General features: G+C 72.2%; 18 protein-coding genes. 7 read left to right on the top strand and 11 right to left on the bottom strand.

Annotation, left to right across the window (positions count from 1 at the left end; all coding sequences use genetic code 11):
- Positions 1-39: 39 nt before the first annotated feature.
- A complete protein-coding gene (locus tag LWJ43_RS13940; protein WP_277332577.1) occupies positions 40-441 on the top strand; it encodes a PPOX class F420-dependent oxidoreductase in 402 nt (133 codons plus the stop codon).
- Positions 442-511: 70 nt separating this feature from the next.
- On the opposite strand, the gene LWJ43_RS13945 is transcribed toward LWJ43_RS13940, so the two are convergent.
- Entirely contained in the window at positions 512-1,180 is a 669-nt protein-coding gene (locus LWJ43_RS13945; protein ID WP_277332578.1) for a histidine phosphatase family protein, read from the bottom strand.
- Positions 1,181-1,266: 86 nt separating this feature from the next.
- Positions 1,267-2,256: a WD40 repeat domain-containing protein gene (locus tag LWJ43_RS13950; protein ID WP_277332579.1), complete on the bottom strand. Its 990-nt coding sequence runs from the start codon at positions 2,254-2,256 to the stop codon at positions 1,267-1,269.
- On the opposite strand from LWJ43_RS13950, the gene LWJ43_RS13955 reads away from it, so the two are divergent.
- Positions 2,255-3,013: a GDSL-type esterase/lipase family protein gene (locus tag LWJ43_RS13955; RefSeq protein ID WP_277332580.1), complete on the top strand. Its 759-nt coding sequence runs from the start codon at positions 2,255-2,257 to the stop codon at positions 3,011-3,013. The two genes, LWJ43_RS13950 and LWJ43_RS13955, sit on opposite strands and share 2 nt — an antisense overlap.
- Before the next feature lie 19 nt (positions 3,014-3,032).
- Here LWJ43_RS13955 and LWJ43_RS13960 read toward each other — a convergent pair whose 3' ends face one another.
- A complete protein-coding gene (locus tag LWJ43_RS13960; protein WP_277332581.1) occupies positions 3,033-3,887 on the bottom strand; it encodes an SUKH-4 family immunity protein in 855 nt (284 codons plus the stop codon).
- Positions 3,888-4,001: 114 nt separating this feature from the next.
- On the opposite strand from LWJ43_RS13960, the gene LWJ43_RS13965 reads away from it, so the two are divergent.
- Positions 4,002-4,973: an endonuclease/exonuclease/phosphatase family protein gene (locus tag LWJ43_RS13965; RefSeq protein ID WP_277332582.1), complete on the top strand. Its 972-nt coding sequence runs from the start codon at positions 4,002-4,004 to the stop codon at positions 4,971-4,973.
- 71 nt (positions 4,974-5,044) lie between these two features.
- Here LWJ43_RS13965 and LWJ43_RS13970 read toward each other — a convergent pair whose 3' ends face one another.
- The 3 genes from LWJ43_RS13970 to LWJ43_RS13980 form a co-directional block, all read right to left on the bottom strand.
- Complete coding sequence (locus tag LWJ43_RS13970) at positions 5,045-5,686, bottom strand: TetR/AcrR family transcriptional regulator (protein WP_277332583.1); 642 nt, start codon at positions 5,684-5,686, stop codon at positions 5,045-5,047.
- A 216-nt stretch (positions 5,687-5,902) separates the two neighbouring features.
- Complete coding sequence (locus tag LWJ43_RS13975) at positions 5,903-6,844, bottom strand: NAD(P)-dependent oxidoreductase (protein ID WP_277332584.1); 942 nt, start codon at positions 6,842-6,844, stop codon at positions 5,903-5,905.
- 178 nt (positions 6,845-7,022) lie between these two features.
- Entirely contained in the window at positions 7,023-8,051 is a 1,029-nt protein-coding gene (locus tag LWJ43_RS13980; RefSeq protein WP_277332585.1) for an aldo/keto reductase, read from the bottom strand.
- Between the two features lie 111 nt (positions 8,052-8,162).
- Here LWJ43_RS13980 and LWJ43_RS13985 point away from each other — a divergent pair, with 111 nt between their 5' ends.
- Entirely contained in the window at positions 8,163-8,774 is a 612-nt protein-coding gene (locus LWJ43_RS13985; protein ID WP_277332586.1) for a TetR/AcrR family transcriptional regulator, read from the top strand.
- On the opposite strand, the gene LWJ43_RS13990 is transcribed toward LWJ43_RS13985, so the two are convergent.
- The 3 genes from LWJ43_RS13990 to map all read right to left on the bottom strand — a co-directional run bounded on the left by LWJ43_RS13990 (position 8,762) and on the right by map (position 11,364).
- Positions 8,762-9,808 (bottom strand): hypothetical protein, encoded by a 1,047-nt coding sequence (locus LWJ43_RS13990; RefSeq protein WP_277332587.1) that lies wholly within the window; start codon positions 9,806-9,808, stop codon positions 8,762-8,764. The two genes, LWJ43_RS13985 and LWJ43_RS13990, sit on opposite strands and share 13 nt — an antisense overlap.
- Positions 9,809-9,967: 159 nt before the next feature.
- Positions 9,968-10,393: a hypothetical protein gene (locus LWJ43_RS13995; RefSeq protein WP_277332588.1), complete on the bottom strand. Its 426-nt coding sequence runs from the start codon at positions 10,391-10,393 to the stop codon at positions 9,968-9,970.
- A 188-nt stretch (positions 10,394-10,581) separates the two neighbouring features.
- On the bottom strand, positions 10,582-11,364 hold the full coding sequence (gene map, locus LWJ43_RS14000; protein WP_277332589.1) for a type I methionyl aminopeptidase: 783 nt from the start codon (positions 11,362-11,364) through the stop codon (positions 10,582-10,584).
- Positions 11,365-11,428: 64 nt separating this feature from the next.
- Here map and LWJ43_RS14005 point away from each other — a divergent pair, with 64 nt between their 5' ends.
- On the top strand, positions 11,429-11,734 hold the full coding sequence (locus LWJ43_RS14005) for a helix-turn-helix domain-containing protein (protein WP_277332590.1): 306 nt from the start codon (positions 11,429-11,431) through the stop codon (positions 11,732-11,734).
- 131 nt (positions 11,735-11,865) lie between these two features.
- A complete protein-coding gene (locus LWJ43_RS14010; protein ID WP_277332591.1) occupies positions 11,866-12,495 on the top strand; it encodes a GNAT family N-acetyltransferase in 630 nt (209 codons plus the stop codon).
- 27 nt (positions 12,496-12,522) lie between these two features.
- Here the strand turns inward: LWJ43_RS14010 and LWJ43_RS14015 are convergent, their stop codons facing one another.
- On the bottom strand, positions 12,523-13,863 hold the full coding sequence (locus LWJ43_RS14015) for an FtsX-like permease family protein (protein WP_277332592.1): 1,341 nt from the start codon (positions 13,861-13,863) through the stop codon (positions 12,523-12,525).
- A gap of 3 nt (positions 13,864-13,866) precedes the next feature.
- Positions 13,867-14,670 (bottom strand): ABC transporter ATP-binding protein, encoded by an 804-nt coding sequence (locus LWJ43_RS14020; protein WP_346771987.1) that lies wholly within the window; start codon positions 14,668-14,670, stop codon positions 13,867-13,869.
- 254 nt (positions 14,671-14,924) lie between these two features.
- Between LWJ43_RS14020 and LWJ43_RS14025 the strand changes: the two genes are divergently transcribed.
- On the top strand, positions 14,925-16,691 hold the full coding sequence (locus tag LWJ43_RS14025) for a sensor histidine kinase (RefSeq protein WP_462100883.1): 1,767 nt from the start codon (positions 14,925-14,927) through the stop codon (positions 16,689-16,691).
- The last annotated feature ends 32 nt before the right edge of the window (positions 16,692-16,723 follow it).

Here is a 16,723-nt window from a genome sequence, read left to right on the forward strand (position 1 = left end):
AAAGCCCGGATCGCCCATTTTTGCTGCACCATGGAATACATGGAGACGATCCATGAGCTGGAGCCCTTCGTGAAGCAGTACACCGTCCTGCTGAGCAGTCGCAGGCCGGACGGGTCATCTGCCCATACCCCCGTCAGCATCGCCGTGGAGGGGGACCACGCCTACATCCGTACGTTCTCCTCCGCCTGGAAGGTCGACCGGATGCGCAACCACCCCGTGGTGGAGATCGCCCCCTGCACCGTCCGGGGTGCACCGACGGGACCCCCCGTGAAGGCCTGGGCGCGGCTCCTGCAGGAGGGATCGAAGGAGAACCTCCACGCCTCCCGGACCATGTCGCGGAAGTATCCGGCGCTCCAGGGCGTGGCGGTACCGCTCGCCCACCGGCTGAAGCGTGACCGCACGCTGCACTACGAGCTGCGGCCGGTCGTCGACGACATCTGAGGGAGCGGAAGTCCCACGCCACCCGGCATCGGGTCGGCCCGACGCGGTCGCACGATCCGGGGCGGAGGGGTCAGCCGTCCAGGCCCGCGACGGTCTCGCCCGCCGGGCCGCTCGCCCCGAGGGCACTGTCCCCGGCACCGATCGCCCGGCCCTCCCAGTGGAGGACCCGCCAGCCCTCACCGGGAGCGCCGTCGAGGGTGACGATTCCGGTGTTCGCCAGGGCGTGGGCGGACGCGAAGCGGACGTCGATGTTCTCGGCCCGGGCGGCCGCCCACATGCGGATGGCGGCGCCGTGGCTGACCATGGCCACGGTCCCGGCTCCGGTGGCAGCGGCCTCCCCGATGACCGCGTCGTAGCGCCGCAGCGCCTCCACCCCGTTCTCGCCGCCCGGCATACGCAGCCCGGTGTTCCCTGCCGACCAGGCGAAGGCGGTGGTCATGTACGTCTCGACCGCCTGGTCGTCCCCGCGCATCTCCAGGTCACCGGCGGTCAGCTCCCTGATGCCGTCCCGCACCCGGACCTCCAGCCCCGTACGCGCCGCCAGGGGCGCCACGGTGAGCCGGGTGCGCAGCAGGGTGGAGGCGTAGAGCACGTCGATCCGCTCCGCCGCCAGCGCGTCCGGCAGGGCTGCCGCCTGTTCCTGGCCCAGGGGGGTCAGGCCGGGGCCGGGTTCGGCGGTGTCCAGCACGTGCTTGACGTTGGACGGGGTCTGACCATGGCGAATGAGCAGCAGCCGCATGAAGGACCTGTCTCCGGGTGTCGGGGGGCTGTCTTCCACTCTGCCACTGCGAAGTCCCGTCCTTCACGGTGCGGCAGGGGCCGGGGCTACCCCCGGCGGCGCTTCGCCGCGAGCAGCGCGAGCACGATGACGACGACAGCCACCGCACCACCCGTCGCGGTGCTCTTCGTCGGTCCGCCGTCGTCCCCGCCGTCCCCGGACGACGTCCCGCCGCCCCCGCCGCTGGGGGTGGTCCGCCTGTCCCCGCTGCCGCCCTCCACCTCCACGCGCACCACTTCGCTGCGCTCGCCCTCGGAGCCGAACATCATCGCCGAGCCGTCCGCGGTGTACGTCACCGACTCGGACTGTCCCTGGAGGGGCACGCTCACGGCGTGGTCGTCGCCGAGCCTGCCGTTCTCGAAGGTGTAGCCACGGGTGCTGAAGTAGGACCGCAGCACCAGGTCCCCGCCGTCCGGCGAGAACGCACCGTCCGTCACCCACGGCACCTCGCCGACGCGCCGGAAGACGTTGTTCCCGCCGGTCGTGAGCTTCTGCGGGCCTTCGTAGAGACCGCCGCCGTCCTCGTTCTTGGAGGCGATGTAGACCCGTCCGGTCACGGGGTGGACCATCAGCGCCTCGGCGTTCCGCGCCCCGTCCGCGTACGTCACGTCGAACTGCGTCGCCCGCACCGTGGCGTCCGCGAGCCGCTTCGGCTCCGGGAAGCGGTAGATCCAGACGTGGTCCCAGGATCCGTCGAGGTTGTCGCCGATGTCACCGACGTAGAGGTTCCCGTCGGGCCCGAGCGAGATCGCCTCCACGTCACGCGGCTCCCCGACGCCCTCCATGGTGATCGTCGCCACGGTCTTCCCGGTCCGGGAGTCGACGGCGTAGACGTACGGCCCGTCATCGCTGTCGTTGTGCGTCCAGTAGACGCCGGGGTGGATCCGGCTGGCGGCGAGGCCGCTGGACTCGGTGATCCGGGGGTCCTCGATCGTGAAGGTCCGGTCCGCCCCGTCCCCGTCGTCCGCGACGGCGGGCACCGTCCCCGTCAGGAACAGGAGGACGGCGGCGGCGGAGACGGGCAGCAACGATCTCATGGGACAAGTGTCCACTGTCACGTCGCAGGCCGGAGCGGTGATCGGCCATGATGTCGCCATGCGTTTTCTCTTCGTCGGCGACAGCATGACCGTGGGCAAGGCCGGCGACTTCACCTGGCGTTACCGCATGTGGCAGCACCTGGAAGCGACCCTAGGCGACGGCGGGTACGCGATCACGGGCCCGCGCAGCGAGTTGTACGACACCGAGGCGAACGCCCCGCTCTCCCATGCGTACGGCGACGCTGCCTTCCCCGCGCCCGCGCGCCGGCACCTTGCGGGCTGGGGCGAGGGATGGCTCCATATGGCCCCCGTCATCGCGGACACGGTCACGGCGGCGCGCGCCGACGTCCTGCTGGTCTCGCTCGGCCTGATAGACCTCGGCTTCTACACGGACAGCACGCAGACGGCCGCGAACGCGCGGGCCTTCATCACGGCGGCCCGCACCGCGAACCCCCGGATCAAACTGGTGCTGCTCCCCGTCATACCGAATGTCCGGGCGGAGTCCGACGCCCCCTTCGCCGCCGAGTGCGACCGCTTCAACGCCCTGCTCGCACAGGCGGTGGCCGACCTGCACGCGCCCGCCTCCCCGGTCCTGCTGGCGGCGCACCCCGCCGGCTACGACATCCACACGGACACCTACGACGGAACCCACCCCGGCCCCACCGGGGAGCACAAGCTGGCCGGGGCCTTCGCCGACGCCATGCACCAGGCGTGGGGCGTCGGCGGCCCCTACGCGGGAGCGCTGGCGGCGGCCTGAGCTCCCGGGGGACACGCGGTCACAGCACGCCCCCCGCCTCGTCGTGGAACACCTCCGGCCAGTACCGGTAGTCGTCGGGGCCGGTGGCGGGGAGGCAGGCGACCGGGTCGGCCGTGGCCAGCACGGCGACCATCGTGTCGGCGACCTGGTGGTAGAACTCCCCCATGTCGCCCGTCAGTTCGTACTCCTCCTCCAGCTTGCGCTGCCGGCTGTGCATCCAGACCGTGAACGCCAGGGTCGACACGTCGGCGTTGACCGGGGTCACCGTGTCGTCGTCGATGAGCGTGTAGTGGACCAGGCCCGTACGGCCGTCGACGACGGTGTCGAAGTCGTGCATCAGGCCGCCGATGAGCAGCAGGTGGTCCGAGTCCTCCGGCAGGGTCCCGGCGATGCCGAGGTGTCGCAGGGCAGGGTTCTCCATCCTCTCCGCGCACACGGCGGTCATCGAATTCAGGATGTCTTCGCGAGCCTCCGCCCCGAACAGCAGGCCGTCCCTGGGCAGTCCGACCTCGACGAGGAACCGCCGGGTCGGCTCGTGCTCCAGGGCGTCGGGCAGGTCCCCGGGAGACAGCCGGACGACTCCCTCCGCGCCGAACTCCTCCTCGATGAAATCCGCCGGCAGATCGAGCCGCAGGCCCCTGCCCGGCGCCGCGACCAGGGCCAGGGGGCGGATCAGCGCGGCCGTCCGCCAGAAGGACGGCATTTCGCCCTCCCACTCCACGTCTCCCCAGCCGTCCTCGCCCCAGATCTCGTCGGTGAGCACCGAGCGCAGGAGCGCCGACGCCTCCTCGACGACCGGACCGCCGAAACGGCCCTGCAGGTGCGCGAACCGGCCGGTCAGCGTGGTGAGTTCACCGACCGCCTGTGTGCCCACAGTAGGGAGGGCCACTGACATCTGGCCCGACAGCCGCTGCCGGAACCGGATCGAGGGCCAGGGCGTTCTCCTGCGGGGCGGGTGTCACGGGCGGCGCCCGGACGGGAGTGCGGAGTGGCCGGGAAGCGGGACGCGGAGAAGCGGGGCCGGGGCTGGGGGCGGGGCTGGAGGCGGGGCCGTGTGCTCGGCCTGCTCTGCCTCCTGGTCGCCGTCCTTCTCGTCTTCCCCCGCCTGGTGCCCAACACCCCCGGCCGGGTGGGCAGTCTGCTGCAGACCTTCCTTCCCTGGCTCGGCCTGGCCGTGCCGGTCCTGCTGGCCGGGGCGCTCCTGCGCCGCTCGTTCCTGGCGGTGGCCGCGCTCCTGCTGCCCGTCGTCACCTGGTCGGTCCTGTTCGGGCCCCTGCTGTTCCCCGCGGGCAGGGCCCCGGACGGCGCGTTCACGGTGGTCCAGCACAACGTCAGCGATGTGAACCCCGACCCCGGCGCCACCGCACGCGCACTGGCCGCGACGGGCGCCGACCTCATCGCCGTCGAGGAGCTGACGGCCCCGGCCCTGCCGGCCTTCGAGACGGCCCTGGCCGGTGACTACCCCCATCACGCGACGCGGGGCACGGTCGGCCTCTGGTCGAAGCACCCCCTGACCGCCGTACGCCTGGTGGACATCAGGCCGAGGGATGTCGGCGAGGGCTGGGACCGGGCGCTCCGGGCGACGGCCCGCACACCGCGGGGCGAGATCGCCGTGTACGTCGCCCACCTGCCGTCGGTCAGGATCGGCCCGACGACCGGGCTCACGTCCGGACGGCGGGACGAGAGCGCCGCGCTCCTGGCCGAGGCCCTCGCCGCCGAGCCCCTGAAGCGCGTGATCCTGCTCGGCGACCTCAACAGCACACTGGACGACCGGGGTCTGGAGCCGGTCACCTCGCTGATGGAACGACCGGGGCCCGGACTCGCGTTCAGCTGGCCCGCGAGGTTCCCGGTGGCCCGGATCGACCAGGTACTGACCCGCTCGGCGACGGTCACCGGTGTCCGGTCCCTGCCCGCCACCGGCAGCGACCACCTGCCCGTGGCGGCGGACATCAGGCTCTGAGCGACGGTCCCCGCCCCCTCGGCGCCGCACCGGGCGGCGCACGGCCCACCGCGGTCAGGGCCCGTGCCCGGTCAGCTCGCCATCTCCACGCCGAGCATCGCGAGCCCCAGCTTGGTCAGTTCCTCCGTCACCTCGTCGGGCCGGGCCCTGCGCGGACGGCGTGCGTGGTGGGCCATGAGCTCGTGGACCGTGCCCACCATCACCATCACCACGACCCGGTGGTCCCGCTCCTCCACCTCGCCGCGAACCGCGGCGCGTTCGGCCTCGCCGGTCAGGAAGTCGGTCCACAGGTCACGCCACCGCTTGCAGTGCGCGTCCACCGCGGGGCTCACGCCCAGGACCTCGACGAACGTCACCCGCGCCTCACGCAGGTCCCGGGTCACCGCCGACACGTACGCGTGGAAGAGCCGCCGGAAGCGCTGCTCCAGGGGGCAGTCGTCCATCCCCTCGGAGAGCAGGGCCACTTCGGAGGCCCGCAGTCCGGCCGTCGTGATCTGGTTGTGCAGGGCCATCAACAGGCCCTCCCGGGAGCCGAACTCCTCCCAGAGCACCTCCTCCGGCACCCCGGCCATGTCACACAGGTCCTGCTCCGACGTCTGCGCGTAGCCGTACACCCCGAACAGCTCCAGGCCGGCTTCGACGAGCTGCCCACGAGCCCGCGCGCGCACACCGTCGACCGCGCCGGTCAGTTGGTCCACCGGGACATCCACCACGGGTCCTCCTTGGTCTGCCGGCTACCCGGTGCGCACGGCCGCCGGAGAGCGTGCCGTGTGGGCCGGGGAGCGTCGGGCGCCTCTGGATGGCGCGTGCGCCATTGTCCCGGTGCGCACCGGAGCGGACGTCCCGCGCCGCGCCGTCGGGCGCACAGACCGCCAGGACCGGTGACTGCTCGCACAGGTGTACCGGAACTGCCTGGTCAGCGGCAGGTGTCACCGGTGCGCGTGCCACACCGCGTCACGCCGGCGCCGAGGGTTCATGCGGCGGGGGGGGCAGCGCGTCAGCAGATCGACCACCCCGGTGAGGTCCTCACCGGCGCCGCCCTCGGCCAGTCGCCTCCGCATCAACGCGAAGTAGGGGGAGAGCAGTTCCGGGCTCACACCCTGCTCCTCGGCGGTCCTCAGAAAAGTCGGCACCCCGGCCACCTGCATGGCCAGGTCGGAGACGACACCCTTGGTGTAGTCGCCGCTCCGCAGCTGGTCGGCGGTCAGATGGACTGCCGGTGCCATCGCGACGAGCCAGTCGGCCAGGAGAGGTGCGAGTGCCGCGGGGTCGATGCCCTCCTTGCGGATCAGGGCGAAGGCGTGTGCCGCTCCCGCGGACATCCCGTACATGGCGCTGAGCAGAGCCACGTCGTGGAGGGCCGCGAAGCCCGCGTCCTCACCGACGTAGGTGGTGCCGGCCGGGACACCCAGTGTCTGCCGGTGCTCCTCGAACAGCTCCCGCGAGCCGCTGTAGAGGACGTAGCCTCCGGCTTCCGGGACACCGATCATCGGAGGGACCGCCATGATCCCTCCGTCCAGGTAGCGGGCGCCGCGCTCGTGGGCCCACACTGCGCGGGCACGTGCCTGCGCAGGGGTGCTGGTGACCAGGTTGACCAGGTCCCGGCCGGCCGGCTCGGTACCGGCCAGCGCCTCGTCGACGGAGTGGTCGTCCAGCAGGCAGACGACGACCAGGGTGTTCGCCGCGACGGCCTCGGCCGCGCTGTCCGCGACCTCCGCCCCCTCCGCGACGAGGGCCGCGGCGCGGACCGGCGTGCGGTTCCAGACGGTGAGCGGGTGCCCGGCGGCGAGCCAGGCGCGGGCCAGCGCCGTACCCATCGCACCGAGTCCGAGCAGGGTGACGGGGGCCTTCTCGATCGTGTTCCGTGTCATGCCGATCAGGCTCGCCCCGGCGGCGTCGGCGATCAAGAACCCACTTTTTGGTGGGTGGGTTACCCCGGGGTGAGCGAGCAGGTCGGGGGCCGAGGCGTGAATCCCGCCAGGCGCAGCCCCGTTCGCAGCGGGGCCGAACCTCTCCTCGCGACCGCGACCGCGACCGCGGCATCGGTGCTCAGGCGGCCGAGCGCTCCTCGGGCCGGCGACGGCGCAGACGGGCCTGCCCGACGGCAGGCGGGTTGTACGCCATGTCGAGCGCCCCGATGTCGGTGCCGGGAGGCACGACGGCGTCGATCCGGTCGAGGATGTCGTCACCCAGCTCGGTCTCCGCTCCCGCGACGAGGTCGTCGAGGTGGTCCATGGTGCGCGGGCCGATGATCGCCGAGGTGACGCCCGGGTGGGCGATCGCGAAGGCCGTCGCCAGGTGCGTCAGCGACATCCCGGCGTCCTGGGCGACGGGGATCAACTGCTCGACCGCGTCGAGCCTGCGCTCGTCGCTCATGTGCTTGAAACCGTAGGCGGACCGGTGGGTGTCGGCCGTCCGGCCCTTGCGGTAGCGGCCCGTCAGCAGACCGCCGGCGAGCGGGCTCCAGACCAGGGCGCCCATGCCGTAGCGCTCGCAGACGGGCAGGACCTCGCGCTCGATGCCCCGGTTGAGGATGGAGTACGGCGGCTGCTCGGTGCGGAACCGCTCCAGGCCGCGCCGCTCGGAGACCCACTGCGCCTCGACGATGTCCGAGGCGGGGAAGGTGGAGGCGCCGATGTGCCGGACCTTCCCGGCACGCACGAGGTCGGTGAGCGCGGAGAGCGTCTCCTCCACGTCGGTGTCCGGGTCCGGCCTGTGGACCTGGAACAGATCGACGTGATCGGTGCCCAGGCGGCGCAGGGAGTCCTCCAGCGCGCGGACCAGCCAACGGCGCGAGTTCCCGCGCTGGTTGGGGTCGTCACCCATCGGAAGGTGGGCCTTGGTCGCCAGCACGACCTCGTCCCGGCGGCCCTTGAGCGCCTTCCCCACGATCTCCTCCGACTCGCCGCGTGAGTACGCGTCGGCGGTGTCGACGAAGTTGATGCCCGCGTCGAGCGCCCTGTGGATGATCCGGACGGACTCGTCGTGGTCGGGATTCCCCATGGCGCCGAACATCATCGCGCCCAGGCAGTACGGGCTGACCTTGATGCCGGTCCTGCCCAGTGTGCGGTACTTCATAGCGGTCCTCGCCCCTTGGTCGACGCCCTGTGCGGGCGTTAGGCTGGATAAACGGAACAACGTTCAGGATCGACAATACGGAACAGTGTTCCGTTTAGCAAGGGGATCGCCGTGCGCGAGGACACGACCCGGGGAACCGGCACCGGCACCGCCGGCGGCCTGCCCCCGAAGCGGGTGCGCGCCGACGTGCGCCGCAACACGGACGCCCTGCTCACGGCGGCGGCGGAGGTGTTCCTGACCTCGGGCGTGGACGCGCCGGTACGCCAGATCACCGCGAAGGCGGGCGTGGGCGCGGGCACCCTCTACCGCCACTTCCCGCAGCGCTCGGACCTCATCGCCGCAGTCTTCCGGCACGAGGTCGACGCCTGTGCCGACGCCGCTCCCGCCCTCGCCGAGGAGTACGCGCCCGCCGAGGCGCTCACCAGGTGGCTGCAGCGCCTCGCGCTCTTCTTCGCGACGAAGCGCGGCCTCAGCGCCGCGCTGCATTCGGGGGACTCGACCTACGACAGCCTGCCCGCCTACTTCGAGCAGCGCTTCATGCCCGCCCTCACCCGGCTCATCGACGCGGCGGCCGGGGCGGGCGAGATCCGCTCCGACGTCACGCCCGACGACCTGCTGGTGGCGACCCGCAACCTGACCGTTCCAGCGGGCGAGGACGACAACGGGCACACACAGCGGATGATCGCCCTGCTCGTGGACGGGCTGCGCTATCAGGCGCGGTGAGCCGCCACGTCACCCGCGACGCCGTGCGCACCTAGCTTCGCGAAGCGCTCCCGCCACGGCAGGGGGCCGGGCTCGGCCTCTGCCAGGGCCCTCTGCGTCTCCCAGCGTTCGCGTGCGGCACGACGACGGCAGGGGCCGCACTCGGTCTCGTCGGCGAGCGGCCGGAAGACATGTGCGTCGCCCTCGGGGCCGACCGCCGTGCACGCCATCAGTTCCGGGACGCATAGCGGCGCGGCAGGGGGCTGCGGGGAGGCCGCGACGGGAAGCTCCGGCGGCATCTTGTGCAGCAGCCTGAACCGCAGGAAGCCGACCGCCGACCGCACTCCGTCGCCCGGCAGTTCACTGGTCAGCGCGAGCCGCAGCTCACCGGCCGAGACCCCGCGCAGCAGCCAGCGGGCGGCGAGCTCCGCGAGCCCCCTCGCCTCCCTCACCCCGAGGTAGAGCTCCCGCCGCACATGGCGCAGCGACAGCAGGACACGCTCCCCCTCGGCCGCCTCCGGGCTGAGCGCGGGAGGGAGCTCGGCCGCGGACCCGACTGCGGGCCCGGGCTCGGCCTCGGGCTCGACTTCGACCTCGGGCTCGGCTTCGGAGGGTGGGTGGGGAATGTTCTTCTCTCGTTCTTCGCCTACCGGTAGTTGACGACCGGCCACCCGACCGGCTGGTTCACCGACCGTCGGTTTCCGGGCACTCGGAGGCGCCTCCGCCCGGCCGCCGCGCAGCACGGCGGCCTCCTCGGGTGTGAGGGGTACGTTGGACAGCAGTTGCTCCGTCACCCAGCGGCCGCGCTCCCCCTGATCGCGCCACTCGTGGACGTAACCGTGCGCGACCAGCAGTTCCTTGGACTTCTGATACGCCCGCCCCGTGATGCCGAGCTGCCGCGCATGCTCGCTCAGCGGCAGGCCGGCCTGTCCGTCGGGGAGCCCCTGCACGGCGAGAAGCAGGATCTTCGCGTCACTGGTCAGCCGCGCATGGCGGACGACGTCGTGCGAAGCCTTCGTGTAGCGCCGGGAGGGCGCGATAGCATGCCGAAGCATCTCGGTGGACTCCTGATCCACTCGTGGGTGAAGGCCTCCGGTCGAGTGTTGGTAGCACTCCCGGGGGCCGCCCGCGCACCGTGTGCGCACAGAACGTGATGACGCGATTACGTTACCGCACCCCGTGGGCACCTTTTCGCATATGCCCCGATGTACCGCTCACGGGCCAACTCGGCCCGTGAGTACGGCGACCGCCACCTCGTGCAGCAGTTTCGCCTCCACGAACGGCGCCTCCCCGGTGGGACGCGAGCGCCAGTCCAGGGGCCACGTCCTGCCGCCCAGCGCCGGAATCCCGACGAACGCGTCGCACGGCATCTCCCGCCCTATCAGCCGCGCCCCGATCGGCCACCGGTAGCCGGCGGCACTCCGTGGCGGCAGCAGGAAGTACGTACTCCTGTCACCGACCCCCGACCGCACGATCGGGCCCGCCCGGAAGTCGGTGAACTGCATCAGCTCGTACGCCACTTCGTCGCCCGCCGACCCGATGACGCGTACGGCGTCGAAGTGGACGCCCACATGCCGGAGCGCGTGCCCGCTCGCGGGAACCCAGCAAGGGACCGGACCCGGTGAACTTCTCTGATCCATGGACCAAGCGTGCCGACGAACGGGCGAAGTGACCAGCGTCACAGCACGACTGCGCACTGTCGTGTACTCCGGGGGTGGAGTTGCGCACTCCGGTGAGCCCGGAGGTGGTATCGCGTAGAGGTCCGGCGCGTACGACGTCGCCACCGCGCGGGAGCCGGGCGCGGTCCCGCACACCGGGGAGGGCTCCCCTACAGCCGTGCCTGCGGGGCCAGGGTGAGGATTTCGGCTCCGTCGTCGGTGATGGCGATGGTGTGCTCACTGTGCGCGGTCCGGCAGCCCGTCGCGCTGCGCAGCGTCCAGCCGTCGGCGTCGGTGACGAGTGTGGCGGTGTCGGCCATCACCCAGGGCTCCAGGGCCAGCAGCAGGCCGGGGCGCAGCTTGTATCCGCGGCCGGGCCGTCCGGTGTTCGGGACGTGCGGGTCCTGGTGCATGGTCGAGCCGATGCCATGCCCTCCGAAATCGGTGTTGACCGGGTAGCCCGCCTCGCCGAGGACCGTGCCGATGGCGTGGGAGAGGTCGCCGATGCGCGCCCCAGGCTTCGCGGCGGCGATGCCGGCGGCGAGCGCCCGTTCGGTCGTCTCGATCATGGCGACGCTCTCCGCGGGCCTGGCCTTGCCCACCAGGAAGCTGATCGCGGCGTCCGCGGCCACACCGCCCCGGGCGACGGCCAGGTCGAGGGTCAGCAGGTCCCCGTCGGCCAGCCTGTAGTCGTGGGGCCGCCCGTGGAGCACGCCGTCGTTGACGGCCGTGCAGATGTAGTGACCGAAGGGACCACGCCCGAAGGAGGGCGCGTAGTCGACGTAACAGGACTGCGCTCCCGCCTCGGCGATCATCTCCTTGACCCACTGGTCGATGTCCAGCAGGTTCGTCCCGACCACGCTGCGCTGCTTCATCGTGTGCAGGATGTCTCCGACCAGGGCGCCGGTGTCCCTCGCCCGCTCGAGCCGCGCGGAGTTCAGGATCTCGATCATGGGGCCTCTCCCGTATGTCCAATAACAATACCGGTCTAACTGTACCGGTATTAGAATGGTGTCCATGGTCAGGTTGCCGCTCACCCCCGCCGAGGTAGAACGCGGACAGCGCCTCGGCGCGCTGCTCCGCCAAGCCAGGGGCTGCCGCTCGATGCTCGACGTGGCACTCGCCTCGCAGATCTCGCCGGAGACTCTCCGGAAGATCGAATCCGGCCGCGTGGCCACCCCCGCCTTCCCGACCATCGCGGCGATCGCCGACACCCTGGGCCTGTCCCTCGACACGGTCTGGGCCGAGATCAGCCGGCCGGAGCGCGCCACGGAGGATCAGTCGGTCCTGCGGGTCGCACGGCAGGCGTCGCTGGCTTCGTAGCTCCGCGCCCGGAGCAGCCACAGGTACCCGAAGCGGGTGCGCTGCCTACAGGGCGGCCCGGGTGAGGAGTTGTCCTGCCCGCGTGGCCGAGGCGGGACCGGACCGGACCGTACGGGGACGGAGGCGCTGCTGTGCTCACGCTGAGGGACATCGCTGAGAATCCGCTGTCCCTGACGAGACGTCTGACACTCGGTGACGGTTCGGAGGCCGTCTTCCGTCCTCTGGCGCACACCGACGTGGGGCGGCTGGCCGGCTTCCTCCAGGCTCAGTCCGCCGGGTCGAGGCGCTTCAGCACGTTCGACGGGTACGGCCTCGCGACCGCCCGCGAACTGTGCGGGGCGATCGCGCGCCACGACAAGCTCAGGCTGGTGCTGGAGGACGTGGCGTCCGGCCGCATCGTGGGGCTGCTCGAGTTCAGCCTCGACACGGTCCCCTCGGATGTGGCCCGTTACCGGGAGGCGGGCATCCTCCTGACGGGGGCCGACTGCCGCTTCGGCGCCACTCTGGCCGACGACCACCAGGGGCGTGGCGTCGGGACATCCGTCTTCCCGCTCGCCGTCAACGCCGCGCGGCGGCTCGGGAAGGCGAGGATCATCCTGTGGGGCGGCGTCCGCTCCGACAACCACCAGGGCATCCGCTACTACGAGAAGCACGGGTTCCGGCAGGTCGGCTCCTTCCGCGAGGCGGACGGGTCCCGGTCGCTCGACATGATCCTCGATCTGCGCCCCGGCCCGCGTGACCGACGACGTGGTGCCCCCTGAGGGCCCGGGGCAGTCCGCGGCTCCGTGTCACGCGGCGACGGCGACCGCGTCGACGGCCGGTGTACGGAGCGTCCTGCGTGCGGTCCCGAGGCTCGTGCCGAGGGTGACCACCGTGGCGACGGCCATGACGGCCAGCCAGGTGCCCGGTCCCCGGTCGGGCAGGACCTGGTCGGTGCGGACCGTCGTGAAGGAGATGATCCCCGCGGTCGCCGCCACGGTTCCCAGGACCAGCCCGGTCAGCGTGAGGATCACCGACTCCCAGCCGACCACGCGCAGGACCTGGCCGGGGGTCGCCCCGGCGAGCCGCTGCCGGCCGAACTCGCCGCTCCGGTACGAGGTCTCCGCGTACAGGGTGTTGGCGAGCATGATGCAGGAGAAGACCACGATGATCCCGACGACGACCAGGTTGAGGGTCTCCACGTTCTTGTCCTCGACGGACTTGGCCAGGCCGGAGCCGGTGACCCGGTCGCTCTCCACCCCCTGGATGTAGAGGGTGGCGGTGGCGACGCCGGTGAAGATGATCAACGGCATGAGCACTCCGGCGAGTTCGGTGCCCCGCCGGCGCAGGTTACGGGCGCTCAGATAGCCGCCCGCCCCGCCCACCGCCGCGAGCGGCCCCCGCAGGAGGTCCAGCACCCGGCCCAGCAGCGACGGGGCGAGGACGGCGAAGCCGACGGAGAGCAGGATGGCTCCGTAGGCGGGGAAGGCCATCAGCATCTCGTCGGTGCTGTCGACGGCGTACGTGCTCAGGACTCCCCCGGTCCCGGCCACCAGTGCGGCGCAGCCCGCCAGGGTGCGGGCCCGGCGGCGGGAGGGGCCGCGGACTCCCGCGGCGGCCCTGGTGGCGCGGCGTACGGCGAGGAACGCGGCGCCGACGGAGGCGAGCAGCGCGACGCCGAAGCCCGAACCGAGCGCCATGGCGCCGAAGGCCGGGGTGACCCGGGGGGCGACCTGGCCGCTGTCCTGGAACAGGTCGAGCAGGAGACGGCCGCCGAGCACGGCAGGCCCGGTGGCGAGCACCGCGCCGCCCAGCGCCACCACGGCGGACTCACCCACGACCATGCGCGTGATCTGCCCGGGAGTGGCACCGGTGCAGCGCAGCAGACGGATCTCCTCGGCGCGACGCCGGACGGCGACGGTGAGCGTGGAGGCGATGGCGAAGAAGACGAGGAGGGAGCCGTATCCGCCGACGACGCTCGCGGCGACGGTCATGGACTCCGCGCTCACCTCGTCGACCCCCGGAGCAGCCGCCGTGTCGTGCAGGGATCCGAACGTCATGATGATCACGGCGCCGAGGAACGCCGAGAGCAGGGTGGCGAGGAAGCGCCCGGGGCGCTTGCGGACCGAGCGTACGGCCAGGAAGAACATCGCTCACACCTCCATCAGGGAGCCGTTGTCCGCGCGCCGTCCGGCCGCACGGTCCCCGAGACGGGTCATGCGTTCGGCGACGGCCTCGGCGGTGGGCGCGGTGAGGTGTCCCGCCGGCCGCCCGTCCGCGAGGAAGATCACCGAGTCTGCGTAGGAGGCGGCCACCGGGTCGTGGGTGACGAGGACGACGGTGCTGCCGTGCCTGCGGACGGTCTCCCTCAGCAGGCTCAGCACATCGCGCGCGCTGCGCGTGTCGAGGGCGCCGGTCGGCTCGTCCGCGAAGATCACGGCGGGCCGCGTGACCAGGGCGCGGGCGATCGCGACGCGCTGGCGCTGCCCGCCCGACAGTTCCTCGGGGAGATGCCCGAGACGCTCACCGAGCCCCACCTGGGTGAGGAGTGCGCGGACGCCCTCCCGGTCGGCCTTCCGGCCGGCCAGCCGCAGCGGCAGCGCGGTGTTCTCCTCGACGGTCAGGGTGGGCAGCAGGTTGTACTGCTGGAAGACGAAGCCGATCCGGTCGCGCCGGAACCTCGTCAGGGCCGCTTCGCTGCCACCGCGCATCTCCTCGCCGTCCACGAGGATCTGCCCCCGGTCGGGCCGGTCCAGGCCCGCCGCGCACTGGAGCAGCGTGGACTTGCCGGAACCCGAGGGGCCCATGACCGCGGTGAAGCTCCCCGCGGGCAGGCTCAGCGTCACGCCGTCCAGAGCGGTCACCGCGCCGTCCCCGGCCCCGTACACCTTGCTCACCGAAACCAGCCGCAGGGCCTCCGCGGCCCGGCCCGAAGGCCGCCGTTCACGATCGGACATGGTCATCACCCTCTGCTCGCCGGACGCACCCTGCGCCACCTCCACGACGCTACGGACGGGAGCGGGCGGGCACATTGGGCGTACGCCCCGGAGTGACGGGTGGCGCTGGGTACACCTCATCCGGGGGGAGCCGCCCGGGACGCGCACGGGCTGCCCACCGGGCAACGACTTTCGTCGTCCCCGGTCGCGACCAACGGCCACAGCGGTGCCCGGCCCGGGGGCCCTACCGTGGCCGCGTGACTCGTGTGGAAACCATGACCTCTCCAGCACCGTCCGACCGGAAGCCGGCGGTGAGGCCGTTCCCGGCCGTGCCGGGGCGGGCCCTCTTCGCCGCCAACATGTGGCCGGCCCGGCGCGTCGTCGGCGAATCACTCCTGAGCCTCGTCCTGGCCCTGCTGGCGGCGGGCATGGGGGCCATGGAGCACCACGGTCCGGCGGGGGCGGTCGGCATCGGGCTCGGCGCCGCGCTCCTGTCGGCGCTGCGCCGGGTGCTGCCCGCGACGGTGCTGCTGGCGGCCGCCGTCGGCTGTGCGGTGGTCAGTGGCTTCGTACCGCTCCTCGTCGTCGCGTCCTGGTCGGCCGGGCGCCGGATCGACGGGCTCGGCAGGGCGGCCGGCGTCTTCTCCCTCGCCTACAGCCTCCTCCTGGGCCTCTCGGTCCTGGCGGAGTTGCCGCACTTCTCGCTGTCGCTCACCGCCTTCGCCGGACTGCTGCTGCTGGTCCCGCTCCTGCTGCCGGGGCTCGCGGGCCGCTACTGGTCGCAGCGCAGGACCCTGACCGACACCCTCGACGAGTACAACGCCCAACTCCTGCGTGAGCGCGTGATGATCGCCGGGCACGCCCGGATCCGGGAGCGCCAGCGCATCGCCCAGGACATGCACGACAGCCTGGGCCACCAGCTCGCTCTGATCGCGGTCCACACCGGGGCGTTGGAGGTGGACCGTGAACTCACGGCGGTGCAGCGGGAGGCCGTCGGTGTACTGCGCGAGGCGTCGGTGGCCGCGATGCACGAACTGCGGGACGTGGTGGGCGTACTGAGGGACGGGGTCGAGGCCGGAGGCCAGGACACGGCCGCGTCCGGCGAGGACCCCGGTACGCCGGCGCGCGGGGTGGCGGGCGTCGACAGCCTGGTGGACGCGTCGCGGAGGGCGGGGGCGGCCGTCGTGCTGCGGCGGTCGGGGGACGTCCGCCCGCTCGCCCCGACCACCGGCCAGGCCGCGTACCGCGTGGTCCAGGAGGGCCTGACCAACGCGCACAAGCACGCCCCTGGCGCGTCCATCGTCGTGGGGCTGCTCTACGAGCCGGACTCGCTCGTCGTGGAGGTCACCAACGGCCCGGCGGCGGAGCCCGTGAGCGGTGTGCCGAGCGGGCGCCAGGGACTGACCGGGCTGGAGGAACGGGCCCGGCTGGTGGGCGGCATGGTGCATGTGGGCCCCACGCCTGACGGTGGGTTCCGGCTGGCTGCCGTGCTGCCGTACACCGCGCAGGGCGGCGACCCCGCGAGCCCTTCGCACGACGACGCGCTGACGACGTTCGTCGCTGCCACGGACGACTTTCGGGCGCAGAATCCGGCAGGCCGACCGGGCGACAGTGAAGGGGTCATCGAACGGAACGGTCTCCCGAAGGAGTTGGCCAGAGCAGTGAGCAGGACCAAGAGGGGCAACGGAATAGCGATCGGCTGCGGGGTGGCGGCCCTGGCCGGTGTCGTGCTGGTGGGCGCGTTGGTCGCCGGTGGGATCTACCTCATGCGTGAGGCGGACAAGGGCATGATCGAGCCCAAGCAGTACGACGCGGTGAAGGTCGGCCAGTCCGAGGCGGAGGTACGCGCTCAACTTCCGGGCGGAGACTCCCTCCTGCGCCCCGGGTCGCTCGCGGACGCGCCGGCCGAACCCGAGGGTTCGACCTGCCTCGTCCTCCTCTCCACGGAGTTCGGGAGCAGCATGCAGACCGAACCGGTGTTCCGGTTCTGCTTCAAGGACGGCAGACTGATCGAGAAGAAGACCTTCGAGATCGAGAGCTGAGGGGCCGGCCCCTCGGCGTCCGGCGCGCCGGC

The sequence above is a fragment of the Streptomyces sp. JH34 genome, from assembly GCF_029428875.1.
In the GTDB taxonomy this organism is placed as follows: Bacteria; Actinomycetota; Actinomycetes; order Streptomycetales; family Streptomycetaceae; genus Streptomyces.

Bases quoted from the DNA above. Each gene is read 5' to 3' on its own strand.
- LWJ43_RS13940 (WP_277332577.1), top strand. From the start codon at position 40: ATGGAGACGATCCATGAGCTGGAGCCCTTCGTGAAGCAGTACACCGTC.
- LWJ43_RS13945 (WP_277332578.1), bottom strand. From the start codon at position 1,180: ATGCGGCTGCTGCTCATTCGCCATGGTCAGACCCCGTCCAACGTCAAG.
- LWJ43_RS13955 (WP_277332580.1), top strand. From the start codon at position 2,255: ATGGGACAAGTGTCCACTGTCACGTCGCAGGCCGGAGCGGTGATCGGC.
- LWJ43_RS13950 (WP_277332579.1), bottom strand. From the start codon at position 2,256: ATGAGATCGTTGCTGCCCGTCTCCGCCGCCGCCGTCCTCCTGTTCCTG.
- LWJ43_RS13975 (WP_277332584.1), bottom strand. From the start codon at position 6,844: ATGACACGGAACACGATCGAGAAGGCCCCCGTCACCCTGCTCGGACTC.
- LWJ43_RS13980 (WP_277332585.1), bottom strand. From the start codon at position 8,051: ATGAAGTACCGCACACTGGGCAGGACCGGCATCAAGGTCAGCCCGTAC.
- LWJ43_RS13990 (WP_277332587.1), bottom strand. From the start codon at position 9,808: ATGCTTCGGCATGCTATCGCGCCCTCCCGGCGCTACACGAAGGCTTCG.
- LWJ43_RS13995 (WP_277332588.1), bottom strand. From the start codon at position 10,393: ATGGATCAGAGAAGTTCACCGGGTCCGGTCCCTTGCTGGGTTCCCGCG.
- map (WP_277332589.1), bottom strand. From the start codon at position 11,364: ATGATCGAGATCCTGAACTCCGCGCGGCTCGAGCGGGCGAGGGACACC.
- LWJ43_RS14005 (WP_277332590.1), top strand. From the start codon at position 11,429: ATGGTCAGGTTGCCGCTCACCCCCGCCGAGGTAGAACGCGGACAGCGC.
- LWJ43_RS14015 (WP_277332592.1), bottom strand. From the start codon at position 13,863: ATGTTCTTCCTGGCCGTACGCTCGGTCCGCAAGCGCCCCGGGCGCTTC.
- LWJ43_RS14020 (WP_346771987.1), bottom strand. From the start codon at position 14,670: ATGTCCGATCGTGAACGGCGGCCTTCGGGCCGGGCCGCGGAGGCCCTG.
- LWJ43_RS14025 (WP_462100883.1), top strand. From the start codon at position 14,925: ATGACCTCTCCAGCACCGTCCGACCGGAAGCCGGCGGTGAGGCCGTTC.